This is a genomic window from Haloferula sp. BvORR071, from assembly GCF_000739615.1.
GTDB lineage: Bacteria > Verrucomicrobiota > Verrucomicrobiia > Verrucomicrobiales > Akkermansiaceae > Haloferula.
Genome location: NZ_BATP01000060.1, coordinates 158,749 through 174,536, shown reverse-complemented (window position 1 = coordinate 174,536; position 15,788 = coordinate 158,749). Strand labels below are relative to the sequence as shown.

General features: G+C 63.6%; 14 protein-coding genes. 10 read left to right on the top strand and 4 right to left on the bottom strand.

Annotated features, from left to right (window positions below):
- Positions 1 to 13: 13 nt before the first annotated feature.
- The gene (locus BV071_RS31100; RefSeq protein WP_035615926.1) at positions 14 to 250 is read right to left on the bottom strand and encodes a ferredoxin; all 237 of its coding nucleotides are present in this window, start codon (positions 248 to 250) and stop codon (positions 14 to 16) included.
- Between the two features lie 197 nt (positions 251 to 447).
- On the opposite strand from BV071_RS31100, the gene BV071_RS31095 reads away from it, so the two are divergent.
- Positions 448 to 1,506: a hypothetical protein gene (locus BV071_RS31095; protein WP_035615924.1), complete on the top strand. Its 1,059-nt coding sequence runs from the start codon at positions 448 to 450 to the stop codon at positions 1,504 to 1,506.
- 15 nt (positions 1,507 to 1,521) lie between these two features.
- Entirely contained in the window at positions 1,522 to 2,349 is an 828-nt protein-coding gene (hemQ, locus tag BV071_RS31090) for a hydrogen peroxide-dependent heme synthase (RefSeq protein ID WP_035615922.1), read from the top strand.
- 117 nt (positions 2,350 to 2,466) lie between these two features.
- On the opposite strand, the gene BV071_RS31085 is transcribed toward hemQ, so the two are convergent.
- A complete protein-coding gene (locus BV071_RS31085) occupies positions 2,467 to 3,744 on the bottom strand; it encodes a PDZ domain-containing protein (protein WP_035615920.1) in 1,278 nt (425 codons plus the stop codon).
- A gap of 14 nt (positions 3,745 to 3,758) precedes the next feature.
- Positions 3,759 to 4,823, bottom strand: a complete 1,065-nt coding sequence (locus BV071_RS31080) for a S1C family serine protease (protein WP_265595125.1) — start codon at positions 4,821 to 4,823, stop codon at positions 3,759 to 3,761.
- Positions 4,824 to 4,845: 22 nt separating this feature from the next.
- Between BV071_RS31080 and BV071_RS31075 the strand changes: the two genes are divergently transcribed.
- The 6 genes from BV071_RS31075 to BV071_RS31050 all read left to right on the top strand — a co-directional run bounded on the left by BV071_RS31075 (position 4,846) and on the right by BV071_RS31050 (position 11,850).
- A complete protein-coding gene (locus tag BV071_RS31075; RefSeq protein ID WP_035615915.1) occupies positions 4,846 to 7,233 on the top strand; it encodes a transglycosylase domain-containing protein in 2,388 nt (795 codons plus the stop codon).
- Positions 7,234 to 7,267: 34 nt separating this feature from the next.
- A complete protein-coding gene (locus tag BV071_RS31070; protein ID WP_035615913.1) occupies positions 7,268 to 8,992 on the top strand; it encodes a transglycosylase domain-containing protein in 1,725 nt (574 codons plus the stop codon).
- Between the two features lie 100 nt (positions 8,993 to 9,092).
- A complete protein-coding gene (locus BV071_RS31065; protein ID WP_035615911.1) occupies positions 9,093 to 9,503 on the top strand; it encodes a Minf_1886 family protein in 411 nt (136 codons plus the stop codon).
- 242 nt (positions 9,504 to 9,745) lie between these two features.
- Positions 9,746 to 10,198, top strand: coding sequence for an IS200/IS605 family transposase (tnpA, locus tag BV071_RS31060; RefSeq protein ID WP_035615910.1), 453 nt, complete (start codon positions 9,746 to 9,748; stop codon positions 10,196 to 10,198).
- Positions 10,199 to 10,341: 143 nt separating this feature from the next.
- Positions 10,342 to 10,803 carry a hypothetical protein gene (locus BV071_RS31055; protein ID WP_035615908.1) on the top strand — a complete coding sequence of 154 codons (462 nt, stop codon included), beginning with the start codon at positions 10,342 to 10,344 and terminating at the stop codon, positions 10,801 to 10,803.
- A gap of 48 nt (positions 10,804 to 10,851) precedes the next feature.
- Complete coding sequence (locus BV071_RS31050) at positions 10,852 to 11,850, top strand: MBL fold metallo-hydrolase (RefSeq protein WP_035615905.1); 999 nt, start codon at positions 10,852 to 10,854, stop codon at positions 11,848 to 11,850.
- A 2-nt stretch (positions 11,851 to 11,852) separates the two neighbouring features.
- Here BV071_RS31050 and BV071_RS31045 read toward each other — a convergent pair whose 3' ends face one another.
- Complete coding sequence (locus BV071_RS31045; RefSeq protein ID WP_265595124.1) at positions 11,853 to 12,431, bottom strand: arylesterase; 579 nt, start codon at positions 12,429 to 12,431, stop codon at positions 11,853 to 11,855.
- 95 nt (positions 12,432 to 12,526) lie between these two features.
- On the opposite strand from BV071_RS31045, the gene BV071_RS31040 reads away from it, so the two are divergent.
- Positions 12,527 to 13,270, top strand: a complete 744-nt coding sequence (locus BV071_RS31040; RefSeq protein WP_052574096.1) for an ABC transporter ATP-binding protein — start codon at positions 12,527 to 12,529, stop codon at positions 13,268 to 13,270.
- Complete coding sequence (locus BV071_RS31035) at positions 13,260 to 15,788, top strand: FtsX-like permease family protein (RefSeq protein WP_052574095.1); 2,529 nt, start codon at positions 13,260 to 13,262, stop codon at positions 15,786 to 15,788. The genes BV071_RS31040 and BV071_RS31035 overlap by 11 nt, the downstream gene beginning before the upstream one ends.

The window sequence follows — 15,788 nt, the reverse complement described above, 5'->3', positions numbered from 1 at the left end:
GAATGGAAAAGGCTTATTCTTCGCCGTCTTCGCCGATCGCTTCCACCGGGCAGCCCTCCATGGCTTCCCGGCACTGAGCCTTCTCCTCGTCGTTAACCGGCTGCTTATACACGTATGAGTAGCCCTCGTCGTCGGAGCGGGTGAAATTGTTCGGAGCGGTCTCGCGGCACAGGTCGCAGTCGATGCACTGGCTATCGACATAGAACTTGCCTGTCACGTTCTCCGGATTCTTGTCTTCGCGGTCGGCCATCGGGGAAAAGGAGGAAAGAAATGCTACTTGCTGGCGATTGCATCGCGCCAGCGGGGCGCGCATGCAACCCTTTTTGCGGTGGAGCATGGTGGCTTCCTGCCTAGGGTAGCACAGATGGTGCCCGGCCGCTTTCCCGCAGGCGAGAATTCCACTGGCCAAGAACGCGGGAGATTCCTAAACCGGGCGCGCTTTCACCCATGCCCGCGGATCCACCCAGCAATACCGGTTCGCCGGACCGTAGTCGACCCGCGGCCTCCGAACTCAATAAGGAGACCACCGAGAGCGATCTCTGGAACTTGGATGAGGATCCGGTCGAAATGACGATCAAGCGCCCCAGTGCGCCGCCATCGGCACCGAAGCCACCCACCGAGATCAACCCCGACGATCCGTCGAAAAAGGCGGTCCAGCGCGGCAAGTCCCCCGCCCCGGCCCCGGTCGAGCGCAAGGCCATCCTCAATCCCCAGTCTTCGGCCTCGCCCTATGACGAGATCGGCGAACTGGAGGAGCAGGACGAGGAAGAGGAGGAGAGCGACGCCGTGCTGCTGGTCTTGCCCGACGAGGAGGAAGAGCCTGCACCCACCGCTCCGGCGGTTGCTAAAATCCCTGCGGAAACTCAAGCAGCCCCGGCAGAGGAAGCCCCGCGCCGCGAAAATCGCCCGCGTTCCGAGCCCTCCGCTCCCGCCGGAACCCTGACTCTCCCCAAGCCCAAGCCGAAGGAACTGATCGGCCTCGCCGCCGTCGCCTTCCTGCTCCTGCTCGGCGCCATTTGGGTGCTTTCCCGCTTCTTCACCCAGCTCTCCTTCCAGAGCCCGCACGCCAAGACTCCGGATTTCCCGCTCAAAGGCGAGCACTCGGCGGTCGTCTCCGCGGATACCTTCTGGCGTGCACCCATCCGTGACGGCCCGGATGCCGAGAAGGTCAAGCGCGAGGCGGCGATGATCCCGGTGGTCGAGGTCGCCCTCGATCCCGCCTCTTCCCAAGGCGCACTGCGCTTCGAGTTCCGCAACCAGACCGGCGAGAAGATTGGTGACGTGATCACCCGTGGCTTCCAGGGCGGCAAGTTCTCGGCCAACGGCAACACCAAGATCACCGTCACCGCCACCGACGGCTTCCCCAGCGACGGTGACTTCAACGCTTACCTGACCAGCGAAACCGCGCCGTGGACGATCGAGGTCCGCGAAGGCAGCTCCATCGACGGCGGATCTTCCAGCTTCAAGCCCCTCGCCGTCCTCCCCATCAAGCGCTCGCGCCGTTAGTTTTCATTTTCAGCCATGTCAGAAACCTCCATCTCGCCCCTGGTGCCGCGCGAAGGCTGGCACGTGATGCATCTCTTCTATCATGTGGACCACGCACAGTGGTCGATCCTGGGCGACGACGAGAAGCGTGTTGCCAAGACCCGCCTCGCCGAACTGGTGCAGGAAATCCGCGCCACCAAGGACACCCACCTGCTGACCTTCGCCATTGCCACCCCAAAGGCGGACCTCGGCTTCATGCTGCTCACGCCTGACCTGCAGGTCGCGAATGCCTTCGAGAAGCAGCTCACGCTTTCCCTCGGGCCGGAGATCCTCAGCCCGGCCTACTCCTACCTCTCGCAGACCGAGCGCTCCGAATACACCACCAGCTCCGAGCAATACGCCAAGGAGACCCTGATCGGTGAAAAGGGGCTCAGCGAAGGCACGCCGGAGTTCGAGCAGGCGCTGAAGGAGTTCGACGACCGCATGGCCCACTACCTCCAGCACCGCCTTTATCCGGTGCTGCCGGATTGGCCGGTGGTCTGCTTCTACCCCATGTCCAAGCGCCGCAGCGGCAGCGACAACTGGTATTCCCTCGACTACGAGGCTCGCCGCGAATTCATGGCCGGCCACGCCCGCGTCGGCCGCACCTACTCCGGCCGCATCCTCCAGCTCATCACCGGTTCCACCGGCCTCGATGAACACGAGTGGGGCGTCACCCTGCTCGCCAAGGACACCATCGACATCAAGTCGATCGTCTACGAGATGCGCTTCGACGAAGTCTCCGCCCGCTTCGCCGAGTTCGGCGACTTCTACATCGGCATGCAATTGCCGCTCGACGAGCTGTTCCGCCGCGTCTGCCTCTGAGGGGCAGACAAATCACCAGCCTTCCAATCAAAAGGGCGCAAGCTGATGCTTGCGCCCTTTTCTCTTCAAAACATTCCGATGGATGATCGGAGGTTCAGTGATTGGTGATTTCCTTCTTCACTCCCCTTCATCCATTCCTTCCATCTCCTCGCGCATGCGCTCCATCAGGCGCTCCATGTCGGTGAGGTGACGGCGCAGGGCTTCGGCGGACTGGCGCTTCATCGGCACCATCCGGGGAGCCGGACGGCCGCCGCCGTCCTCGTCGTCCTGTTGATTCTGCGCCACGGCCTGGCGGTCTTGTTCTTCCTTCTCCATCGCGAGGCGGGCGGCGTCCACGCTGCTCGGATCGGTGGCCAAAATCTGCGTCAGGTGCGCTGATGGAATGATGAAGCTCCGGGTGCGGTCGGCGCGGGCGATGGCGATACCGATCACCTTGCCGTCCAGATCCACGACCGGGCCACCGCAGCGATCACGCTCCAGCGGCATGTCGGTCTGGAGCGCCGCGGGGAAGCCGCTGCGCACCAAGCTGGGATTGGTTCCCATCCGCTCCATCATCCGCAGGCGGCCGTTCGGTACGCCTTCGTATTCCTTCTTCTCCTTGAGCAAGACATTGGCCACGGCATCCTTGCCGCCGCGCTGATAGCGGACCTCGACCCGCTCTCCGGGGCGATGGCCGGTCAGCGCATTGCGCAGCTCGAAGGAGCTGTTCACGGAACGTCCGCCCAGAGCCAAGATCACATCGCCCTCAGAAAGTCCGGCATCCAAGGCAGCACTGCCCTTCTGGATCTCACCGATTTTCACGCCGCTGCCCTTGTATTTCGGTTCAAGACCGACACCGAGAAAGGCTTGGTCCGAATCCCGCAGCGAACGGGACTCCACCGCCACCACGCCGAATCCGGCCGGCGAGTCTTCCGGGGAAGCCGCCACCAGCATCTTGCCGAGCTTCGGGGCATCACCCTTCGCCAGCGTGACCGGTTGGAACTTCGCGCCATCCAAGGTCAGCATCGCCAGATCATCCTCTTGATAGACGCCGGCCACCGTCGCCTTCGCGGAGGCGCTGTCGTGGCCGACCACCAGGATCGTGCCTTCCGCCATCGCGATCTCGCTCCACTTGGTCAGCACCTTGCTGCCATCCCCCACCACCGTGCCGAAGCCGACCGGCTTGCGGCCGCGGCCGGTATCCGCCCAAATCCACACCGTGGACAGGCGGGCCGTCTGGGTCACCGGGCGGATCGCGTCAAAGAATTCCGAGCGCTGGGCCTGGATCGCGCGGGCCTCCTCCGGCCGCATCATCGGCACCTCCGGCTCGCTCTCGCGTGCTTGCCGCTGGCGCTGCGCGTGGCTCGTTCCGAGCATGGCCGCAGTCAGCAGGACCGCCATCAAAGTCGTTTTCATTTTCGGAAAAGAGCTCACTTGATTTCTCCCTTCTTGATCAGTTCCACTTCCAATTCCTTCGAGTCACCGCCGCGCTTGATCACGAGCTTGACCTTGTCTCCGGCCTGCTTCTTCGCGAGGAACCTTTGCAAGAATCCTCCGTCGGAGACCTTCGTTTCGTCGATCGTCACGATCACGTCTCCCGGCCGCAGTCCGGCCTTCGAGGCGTGAGCGGACACACCTTCGACGATCACACCGCCACCGCGGACCGGATTGCCGATCGCAATGCCGAGGCTCGCACGCTCGGGATTGGCCATCGGGTTCATCTGGAGTTCACCCCAGACTTCCTTGGCCATCAGGCGGTCCCAGTCTTCCTTGAAGCCGTCCACGCCCGCGTGGTTGTTGTTCTTCAGGTCCTTGCCGATCGAGGAATTGATCCCCACGACCTTGCCTTCCAGATTGAACAGCGGGCCGCCGGAATCCCCGCCGATCAGCGTGCAATCCGTGGTCAGGAAATTCCCCGGGCCATCCGAAACCACCCGGCCGAAGCGCACCGGCGGCGTCCGCGCGGCGTCAAATCCCGCGGAATGGCCCATTGCGATCACCCAGTCCCCCGCTTCAAGCGGCTTGGATTCGCCGCGTTCAATGAAGGGCCAAGGACCCGGTTCCTTGATTTTGACCATTCCGATGTCCTTGGACAAATTGGCGCCCAGAACCTCGCCGGTGGCCTGCCTGCCGTCCGGGAAAACCACCTGGACCGTCTCCGCGCCCTCGATCACGTGGGCAGCGGTCAGGATCAGCCCGTCCGCGGAGGTGATCACGCCGGATCCGGACGCGCCGGAGGCCTCGGAGATCAGCGCCACGGTCGCGGGCATGGCTTTGGTTGCCACGGCCGAGATTTTCTGTTCGAGCTTGCGCACGTCCTCAAGCGTGGTCACGGGATCTCGCGCCCACGCCGGACATAGCAACGCCGCCCCGAGGGCGGCACCGGCCAATCCATGGAAAAATCTTTTGTGCTTCATCGCTTCGTCACACACCGAAGCGATACCGCGCGCCGTCTTCGTCTGATCCGGCACATCGCCATCGCCTCGGCGGATCATCCGCTGTAATTTCACCAAGTCCATGCCGAATCCATCCTCGAAGGACCCGGGCAAAAATTCCGGTAAATCCGCCGACCCACGCGCTTCCAACCGCAAGAAAACGCCGGAATTCAGGCCGCCCGCACTCGGCTCGATCATCCTTTTCTGGCCCTTCCTGATTTTCCACGCGCTCCTCAGGCCGCTGCCGAAGTTCCTCCGGATCCCGCTGCGCCTGGGCGGAGACCTCTGCATCGCCGGGCTCTACGTGGCTTTCTCCCTGGGCGTCATCTACTACGTCCGCGCCCGGCCCTACGACATGAACAAGGTCGCGGAGATGCCCCAGCGCACGATCGTCTACGACCGCAAGGGCGTGGAACTCGGCCGGATCCACGGCGAAAAACGCGACGTCATCGACATCGCCAATGTCTCGCAGGACTTCATTTTCGCGATCCTGGCCCGCGAGGATAAGCGCTTCTACAAGCACGGCGGCGTGGACTGGGTCGGCGTGGGACGCTCGGTGGTCGAGAATTTCAAACGCCGCGGCATGGCCCAAGGGGCCTCCACCCTGACCATGCAGCTCGCCCGCAATACCTTCCCGCTCAAGAGCCAGCTGCTCAATTTCTCGCCGAAAATCCAGGAACTGGACCGCAAGCTCCTGGAAGTCGCCGTCTCCTACCGCCTCGAAGCTGCTTATCCGGACAAGCAGCAGATCATGCAGCACTACCTGAACCGCGTCTTCCTGGGGCACAATATCCGCGGTCTGGAAGAAGCCTCCCGGACCTATTTCGAGAAGAGCGCCAAGGAGCTCACCCTCTCCGAATCCGCTCTGCTCGCGGGGATCATCCGCGGTCCGAATGCCTTCTCCCCCTTCAAGACCATCGATGGCGCACGCCACGAGCGGGACACCACTCTAGACAGCATGGTGCGGGAGCAATTCATCACCCTGGAACAGGCAGAGGCGGCCAAGAAGGAGCCGATCAATATCCGCCCGGAATGGCGTCGGTCTTTCCACGACAGCTACGCGATGGACGCCGTCGGCCAGGAACTCGAGCGGATCCTGGAGAGTGAGAATATCGAGATGGGTGGCCTGAAGATCACCACCACCATCGACAGCCTGCTGCAGAAGAAGGCCGAGGACGCCCTCGACGCCAAGCTCCGCCAAGTCGAGCGCTCGCCCGGCTACCAGCACCAGACGCGCGCGGCGTGGAAGGAACTGCCGGGTGAGAACAAGCCCCCGCCCCAGTATCTCCAGGGCAGCGTGGTCGCGATCGAGAACCTCACCGGTGCCGTGCTCGCCGTCGTCGGCGGACGGAATGCGGATGAATCGCGTTTCAACCGCGCGATGCAGGGCAAGCGCCAGATCGGCTCGGTCTTCAAGCCCTTCGTCTATGTCGCTGGCTTCGATGCCGGCCTGCGCCCGGACACGCTGATCAACGACGGCCGTCTGATCCGTGGCGAGATCAAGGGTGCCCGCGGCTGGTCACCCGACAACTCCGACGGCAAATATGGCGGCTACATGCCCGCCTCGGTCGGCCTGATCCGCTCGCGCAACACCATGTCCGTGCGTGTCGGCAACCGCGCGGGAATCGACGCCGTGGGCGAAGTCGCGGAGTCGGTCGGCTTCAAGACGAAGATGCCGAAGAGCCCGATCTCCTTCCTCGGCTCTTGGGAAGCGAGCACCTACGAGGTCGCCTCCGCCTACACCATCTTCCCGAATGTCGGAGTGCGCTATCAGCCGCGGCTGATTTCCGAGATCCGCGACCGCGACGGGAACATCCTCTTCCAGAACCTGCCGAAATCCTACGAGGCGACCCGCCCCGGCTCGGCCTGGGCGGTGAACAACATCCTCCGCGAAGTCACCGAGCGCGGCACTGCGGCAGCCGTGAAGTCCCTGGGCTTCCTCAAGCCCTGCGGCGGCAAGACCGGCACCACCAACGAGTATCGCGATGCGTGGTTCGCGGGCTACACCTCCAGCATCACCTGCGCCGTGTGGGTCGGCCTCGATACCCCGAAGAAGACCATCGAGAAGGGCTACGGTTCGACCCTCGCCTTGCCGGTATGGGTGGAGATCATGAAGACCGCCGATAAGCTCGACTACAAGGCGGAGGGCATCAAATCCCAGCTCTCCTTTGTTGAGTGCCGCCTCTGCCGCGCCTCCGGCAAGCGCGCCACGCCCGGCTGCGAGGCCGCCGGCGAGGCCTACACCGACAGCGTTTCCAAGGAAGAGCTGCCGCCCGAAAACGCACTCTGCCCGATCCATCCGGCCAAGGCTCTCGCCGTGAGCGAAGCCGACTTGGCCGTCGATGGCGCGCCCAAGGCCGAAACCGTGGACGAGGCCGCCCTCAAGGCCGAGCCGATAGATCTCGGCCCGATCAAGGACGAGGAAGAGGCTCCCCTGCCCCTGAAAGCCATCCCGGTTGAAGAGGAGTAAGAGGGAAACCCACAAAACACCGATCTAACCCCATATGTCTTCCTGGCGTAGCACCCGCAAAATTCCGGCCTGGCAGGTCTGGATGCCGGAGTGGCTGCGCACGCTGATCCGCTGGAGCTTGTGGGGAGGCTTCTTCCTGGCGCTCGTCGGTCTGATCGTCGCTCTCTACTTCTTTTCCGAGGCTTCGCGCTTCGATCTCGCGGAAGTCGGCAAGATGCCGGCCCGGACCCTGATCCTCGACCGCAATGGCACCCATATCGGCAGTGCCGGCGGCAATAACCGCAGCCTGATCACCCGCAAGGATCTTCCGGATTTCCTGGTGCATGCCCTCTGCGCCCGCGAGGACAAGGACTTCTACACCCACTGGGGGGTCGATCCCATCGGTCTGGCGCGAGCCACCTTCCGCAACGTTGGAGACGGGAAGTTCACGCAGGGGGCTTCCACCCTCTCCATGCAGCTGGCCCGCAACACCTACGGCGAGGAGCACAAGCAGCTGAAGGAAAAGTCGATCCACCGCAAGCTGCTGGAGATCGCCCTGACCCTGCGGATCGAATCGAGGTATTCGAAGGACGAGATCCTCGCGAATTACCTGAACCGCATCTACTTCGGGGCCGGTTGCCATGGCGTGGACCAAGCGGCGCGGACCTACTTCGGCAAGCCGGTCTCCGCTCTGAACGAGGCCGAGTGCGCGATGATCGTCGGCATCATCCGCGGCCCGCACATCTTCTCGCCCTTCCGCAATCTGGACGCCGCCAAGGAACAGGAGTCGCAGGTGCTGGCGCGGATGAAGACGATGAAATTCGTCACCGATGCCGACATCGAGCGCATCAGCAAGATCCCGATCAAGCTGGTCCCGCAGGAGAAGCGCACCACCGAACTCTCCTATGTGCAGGAGGCGGTGCAGAAGGAACTCCAGGAGATCATCGACGACGAGGACATCCGCGATGGCGGCCTGATCGTCCACAGCACCCTGGACAGCGGCTGGCAGGCACGACTGGAGGCCGATCTCGCAGCTTCCCTGCTCAAGATCGAGCAATCGAAGGACTGGAAATATCCGGTGTTTGCGAGCTATCAGGCGGGCGAGGAGCCCACCTACCTCCAGTGTGCGGCCGTCACCCTGGAAACCAAATCGGGCGGTATCCTCGGCTTGGTCGGTGGCCGCGACTACGCGCACTCCCGCTTCGACCGCAGCACCGGTGCCCGCCGCGACCTAGGGGCCGCCTTCGAGCCATGGATCGCCGCCGCCGCCTCCGAGCGCGGCAAGCTGGTGCTGCCGGGCAAGCCGGTGCAAACCGGCCGCCAGATTGGCCCGCGGGAGACTGTCCGCATCGCCAAGCGCTGCGGCATCACCGGCCCCTTCCAGGAATCGGAAGACGTTTTCCGCGGCATCGCCGCCGCCACGCCGATGGAGTTGGCCACCGGTCTCGCCACGCTGGGTAACAGCGGCAACCGCCCCAAGCCCTTCCTGATCCAATCGATCACCACCACCGACGGCAAGGTCCTCTACCAAGCCAAGCCCAACCTCAGCCCGGCCATCGGCGCCCCGGCGGCGAAGGAGGCCGCGGCCCTGTTGGAAAGCACCGCTGGCACCCGGGTTTACGGTGGGGCGACCGGCTCGGGACGGGATGCCTGGCTCGCGCGGCTCGGCCCGAAGGGCTCCACCGCCATCTGGGTCGGCTTCGATCAGCCGCAGAAGATCAGCTCGCCCGCCCAGTTGGACGAGGTGCTCGGGGACATCGCCAAGCGCCTCGGCAACTGAGGCGGGGGGAAATTACGTAGCCGCCAAGCTACTAACAGCGGCTGTCATCCACGCTAACAGCTTTGACTCGCGGCGGCCTTACAGGCATTCTCCGCGCCGGATGAAGGCCCTGCAATTCGAACAAGCCGTCGAATCGATCTTCAAGCGCGACAAGCGCTATGATCCCCTTGCCTACCTCTTCTTGAAAGAGTCGCTCGACTTTACCCTCAAGCGGGCGGCCGATAGCAACGACGGCGAAGGCCGCCACGTCACCGGCGTGGAACTTTGCCAGGGTTTCCGCGACCTCGCCCTCCAGCAGTTTGGCCCTATGTCCGGCACTCTCATGATCGAGTGGGGCCTGCGCGGGACCTCCGACGTCGGCGAGATGGTCTTCCACCTCATCGAGGAGCAGATGTTCGGCAAGCAGGACAGCGACACCCGCGAAGACTTCGCCCACGTCTACGACTTCGACGACGCCTTCGTGGTCCCCTTCCAGCCGAAGCAGAAGAGGGAGCGGGAGTTGGTGAGGTGAGCGGTACGCGACAGGTGGCCCTGATCAGCGGCTCCGGTCGTTTTCTTGGGGCCTAACACAGGCGTCCAACGGGAGACGGCACCGGGTCACCTCCTGCCTCTATGCCCCAAGGGGGCAAACGCCAATAGCCCCGGGCAAGCACCGCGCAGCCCGGGGTTTTCACCGGTAGAGGAAAGGTGCCCTGAAAGGGCACCCGTAGCCCTCTCTTGATCCCACGTCCCCGATCTACCATTCTCGGGACAATGCCGCAATCCCTCTCCTCCCTTCTCGTTCATCTCGTCTTCTCCACCAAGGACCGCGCGCCAATCATCCCGGATCATCTCCGCGAGGACCTGTACTCCTACATCGGCGGCATTATCTCCCAGCGCAATGGAGTACTGTTAGCCGCTGGCTCCATGCCGGACCACATTCATCTCCTGATCTCCCTTCCCCGCACGATTGCGCCCGCGGAGTTGGTAAAGGAGATCAAGGCCGGCTCCTCCAAGTGGCTCAAGGAACGCGACAAACGCCTGCTCTCCTTCCACTGGCAAAACGGCTACGGCATATTCTCCATCAGCGCCACCCATCGCGAGAAAGTCGAACATTACATCAACAACCAAGCCGAGCATCATCGCGTCACGACATTCCAGGACGAATATCGCCGACTCCTCAAACGCTGTGGAGTGGAATGGGACGAGCGATATGTGTGGGATTGAGCCGAACTACGGGTGCCCCTTCAGGGCACATATCTGTCCCGCGCACCATACCCCGGGCTGCGCTATGCTTGCCCGGGGCTATTGACGTTTGCCCCGTTGGGGCAGCAAGTGACCACATCCGCACTCCGTACCTCTCCCATTCCATGAACAAACTCCTCGGCCTCATCCTTCTCGCCGCAACCGCCATCGCCACCGCCACCGCCGCTGAGCCGCTGGTTTCACTCGATTACGAGCACTCCCGGCGCATCCCGAACCAAGTGGTGAAAATCCAGATCGACGATTCCGGCGCGCTCGCGCTCGAAACCAAAGCGGCAGATCAAAAATCGCCCCGGGCCTCCAAACTCCAGATCACGCCCGCTCAACTCGCGGCCCTGAAGAAAGAGCTCCCCGGCGTCGATTGGGCGAAGGCCAAGGCCGATCAAGTCAGCGGAAAGGATGGCACCAAGGTCACGCTGACCTACGCTACCAAAACCGTCTCCCTCTGGTCTCCGGACTACGATACCGGCAAGCGCGGCTTGGAATCCGTGCAAAAGCTGCTTGCCCAGATCTTCAGCCTCGCCGGTCTTGAGCCCAGCGGAATGCCAGCCAAGGCCGGGAAGAAGTAGCCCACCCTCCTTGATTGACATCTCACCTTCGCCTTCCTTGCCTCCCGTATGGCTATCCGCTTCCGGGTGCTCGGCGCAGCCGGGCGGGACAACGCGCTCCACGTGGAGATCGATAGCGGCCACGCCGTGCGCCGCCTGCTCTTCGATTGTGGCGAGGGCTGCTTGGCCGATCTCTCGCCAGCGGATGTCATGGCGATCGACCATGTATTCTTCTCTCACTTCCACATGGATCACATCGCGGGCTTCGATGGCTTCTTCCGGATGAACTTCGCCCGCGATGGCGACAACAACCGGATCTGGGGACCACCGGGAACCGGGAAGATCCTCCACCATCGCTTCCGCAGCTACTTGTGGAACCTCCACGAAAACCTCGGCTCGACCTGGCGGGTCTCGGACATCGGCGAGACTGAGATCAAGACTTGGCGCTACGAGTTGCCGGAGGCCTTCGAGACCGCCCATGAGGAACCGGCCATCTTTCGTGATGGACTGCTGATCCTGGACGAAGAGGACTTCACCGTGGAGGCGATGGAACTCGATCACCTGACTGCCAGCATGGCCTATAAGGTCACGGAGAAGACGCGTTGGAACATCGATTCCCAGCGGCTCGCTGCGCTGGGCCTCAGACCGGGGCCTTGGCTGAAGTCATTCAAGGACCACAACGCGATGCCCGATGATGCCATGGTAGAAGGCCGCCGCGCGGGCGACTTGCGTGCGGAGCTGCTGGTCCCGACTCCGGGTGACTCTGTGGCTTACCTGACCGACTTCCTGTTAGACGAAACCGCCTTGGCGAAGTTGCGCCCATGGATCAGCGGTTGCCGCCACGTGGTGTGTGAGTCGCAATATCGCGCCGCCGATCTGGAGCTAGCGCAGAAGAACTACCACATGACCGCCGCCCAAGTCGCCACCTTGGCCAGCGAGGCCGGAGTGGAAGATCTTGTTCTTTTTCATGTCTCCAGCCGCTATCTCCGTGAAGAGCGGGCGGAACTCCTCGCCGAGGCGCGCGGGATCTTCCCAGCGGCGCGGTTTCCTGAAGGCTGGAACGAGTAGGCTCAGGGCACCTTCTCCGCTTTCTTCAGAAGCGGCTCGAGCACCTTCCACACGTTGTCCGCCACCTTCTTCTGGCCTTCCACGTTCGGGTGAATCCGGTCGTCCTGGTTCAGATTCTCCACGCCGCCGACCCCCTCTAACAAGAAGGGCACCAGTTCCGCCTTCTTGTCCTTTGCCACCTTCGGGAAGGCTTCCTTGAACTTCGTGATGTAGTCCGCGCCCATGTTCTCAGGCATCTGCATGCCGGCCACGATCACCTTGAGCTCCGGTTTTTTCTCGCGCGCCTTGTCGATGATTCCCGCGAGGTTCTGCTCGGTCTGCTCCGGTGAGATCCCGCGCAGGCCATCGTTGCCACCCAGCGCCACCACCAGCACGTCCGCGCCTTGCTGGCCCAGCGCCCAAGCGATCCGTCGCAGACCGCCGGCGGTCGTATCCCCGCTCACCCCGGCATTCGCCACTGTGTAAGGCAGCCCGACAGCATCGATTTTCTTTTGCAGCAGCGCCGGGTAGGCTTCCTGCGGATCGTCCAGTCCGTAACCCGCTGTAATGCTGTCGCCCAAGACCATGATCCGTGTCTTCACCGCCCCGCCGTTTGCATTCTCGGCACGCGCGGGGAATAGTGCGCAGACTCCAAGCATCCATAAGATCCCGGCACAGAACGCGAAGCTTTTTCCCGATGTCATCTGTTTCTCCCACGACGAGCCTGAACCACGAGCCGAAACCTGTCAAACGACCCATCCTGGAAGTGCGGGATCTCAGGAAGGTTCACCGCACCCACACCCACGAGGTCACGGTCCTGCGCGACGTGAATTTCGCCCTCCAGGAGGGCGATAGCTGCGCGATCATCGGGCCTTCCGGCAGTGGCAAGACCACCCTGTTGGGTCTCTGCGCGGGTCTCGACAATGCGACCAGCGGCAGTGTCCTGCTGGATGGGCAGCCGCTGGAGGACCTCAGCCAGGATCAGCGGGCCGCCCTGCGCAACCGCTTGGTCGGCTTCGTGTTCCAGAGTTTCCAACTGATCCCCACCCTCACCGCAATCGAGAACGTGCTGGTCCCGCTCGAGCTGCGCGGCGAGTCCGGCCGCGACAAGGAGGCGGCGGAGCTTCTCAAACAGGTCGGCCTCGGCGACCGGATCGACCACTACCCGCTTCAGCTCTCCGGCGGCGAGCAGCAGCGCGTCGCACTCGCCCGCGCCTTCATCCACCGGCCCAAGATCCTCTTTGCCGATGAGCCGACCGGTAATTTGGATGCCGATACCGCCGGCCCGATCGTCGAGATGCTCTTCCGCCTCAACCGCGAGGCGGGCACCTCGCTGGTGCTGGTGACGCACGACCCCGCTCTGGCGGCGAAGGCCCGCCGGGTGGTGAAGATGAGCGGCGGAACCATCATCGCGGAGGAAGTCCAGAGCCATGGCGAGTGATCCCAAGCCACTGCCAGGCAATCTGCTCGTCGCCCTCTTCCATCCCTGGACCTGGAAAATGGCCTGGCGCGACAGCCGTTCGCAGCGCCTGCGGCTCGTGATCTTCTCATTGGCGATCGTCTCCGGCATCGCCGCGCTGGTCGCCATCCATTCGCTCAAGGCCAGCATCGAGAAGGGCGTGGCCACCCAAGCCAAGGCGCTGTTAGGCTCCGACCTCCAGATCACCTCGCGCCGCGCGATCACGGATGAGGAATTCGCGAAGCTGGCCGCGATGTCCGAAGACACCAGCCGCGAGGTCACCTTTCCCTCGATGTTGAAGTTCCCCGCCGGTGCGGTGCGGCTCTTCCAGATCCGCGGCATCGGGGGCCCCTACCCCTTCTACGGCACGGTTGATACGCAGCCACCGGATGCATGGAAGCGCCTGCAACAAGAGCCCGGAATTCTGTTAGAACAGGCCCTCCTTGATCAATTCCAAGCCAAGCCGGGAGATCTGGTGGAGCTCGGAAAACTCAAGCTGCCGATCCTCGGCGCGATCACCAAGCCCGCTCCACGCTCCGGGCGCTTCAGCGGCTTCGCCCCCGAGGCCTACGTCCGCCTGGCGGATGTAGCCGACTCAGGACTGCTCGGCAGCAACAGCATGAGCTCCTCCGTGGTCCACCTGAAGTTCAAGCCGGGCGTTTCAGCAAAGGCGGAGAAGGACCGGATCAAAGACGAGGTGAACCGCTCCTTCCGCACCGAAAGCCCGGACGACCGCCGCGAAACGATCGGCGACGCGGTCGACAACCTGCAGCAGTTCCTCGGCATCATCGCGCTCGCCTCGCTGGTGCTCGGGGCCATCGGTGTGGCTGGTGCAGTCCATGCTCATGTCAGCCGCCGTGTGCCGGTCATCGCAATCCTGCGCTGCCTCGGCTGCCCGCGTCATCTCGCCTGTGCGATCTACTTTGCCCAAGCCGGCGCGTTGGGCCTATTGGGTGCTCTCATCGGGGCGGCACTCGGCATCGGCTTGCAGACCGGCGTACTCTGGCTCTTCCGCGGCGAACTGCCACTGGAGATCGCGCCCACTCCGGAATGGAAGGTCGTGGCGCAAACTGCCGCCTCAGGCTTCGCCGTCTGCTGCGGCTTCGCCCTGCTGCCACTGCTCAAGATCCGCCGCATCTCCCCCGCTGTCACCTTGCGCGGCGGAGCCAGCCTCGAAGGCCAGCCGCTGCGTGCCCTGCCAATCTACCTTCTGCTAGGCGGTCTGCTAGTGCTGCTCGCGCTGAATCAGGACCGCGATTGGAAACGCTCGCTCGCGATGGTCGGCGGCCTCGCTGCTGCCTTCGCGGTGCTGGCACTGGTGGCGCGCAGCCTGATCTTCATCACCCGCCGCATCGTCCGCCCGCGCTGGCCCTATCTGCTACGCCAAGGCATTTCGAATCTCCACCGCCCGCACAACCAGACCCTGCTCTTCCTGCTCTCGCTCGGCTTGGGCACCTTCCTGCTGGTCACCATCCTGCTCGCCGGCCGCCTGATCCAGCAGCGCCTGGATGTCACCCAGACAGCGAACAGCCCGAGCATCTACTTGATCGACGTGCAGCCGGACCAAGTCGACGGCGTTCGCCAGATCCTAACAGATCAGAAGCTGCCCATCCTCGAGGACACCCCCATGGTCACCATGCGGATCCAGTCGATCCGTGGCGACGAAGCACCCCAGGGGCGCATGGGCCGCCGCGAATTCCGCTCCACTTACCGCGACTCCCTGAATCCGACCGAGACCCTCGTCGCCGGCGAATGGCACAAGAGCGTGCCACCCGGCGGACCTGTTCCCCTCTCCATGGAAGAGCAGATCGCCGGTGAGATCGGCCTCAAGCTCGGCGATGAACTGACACTCGACGTCCAAGGCGTTCCCGTGAAGGCCAAGCTCACCAGCCTCCGCAAGGTGGACTGGAGCCGCTTCAACCTGAACTTCTTCATGGTCTTCCCGCCCGGGGTGTTAGAGGACGCTCCCGGCTTCCACGTGATCACCACCAAGACCGCCACACCCGCGGCCACCGGCGAACTCCAGCGCGTGGTGGTGGACAAGTTCCCGAATGTCTCGACGGTGGATCTCACCCTGATCTTGAAAACGGTCCGCGACATCCTCGGCAAGATCTCCGGCGTGATCTCGGTGCTGGCTGGCTTTACCGTGCTGGCAGGCTTGCCGATCTTGATTGGCACCCTGCTCAACGGCCGCGACCTGCGCCTGCGCGAGAGCGTGCTGCTGCGGACCCTCGGAGCCTCCGCCCGCCAAGTCCGCGCGATCCTCGTCATCGAGTACGCCACCCTCGGCCTGCTTTCGGCCCTGACCGGCATCATCCTCGCCGCCGGTGCCAATGCCGCCTTGGCCACCTTCGTCTTCAAGGCGGACCCATGGCCACCGGCCGGGCTTCTGGCTGCCGCCTTCGCCACCGCGACCGGCCTTTCCGTCGTCGGCGGCCTGCTTCTCAGCCGCGGGGTCTGCAACCACCCGCCCTTGGAGATCCTCCGCAGTGGCGTCTGA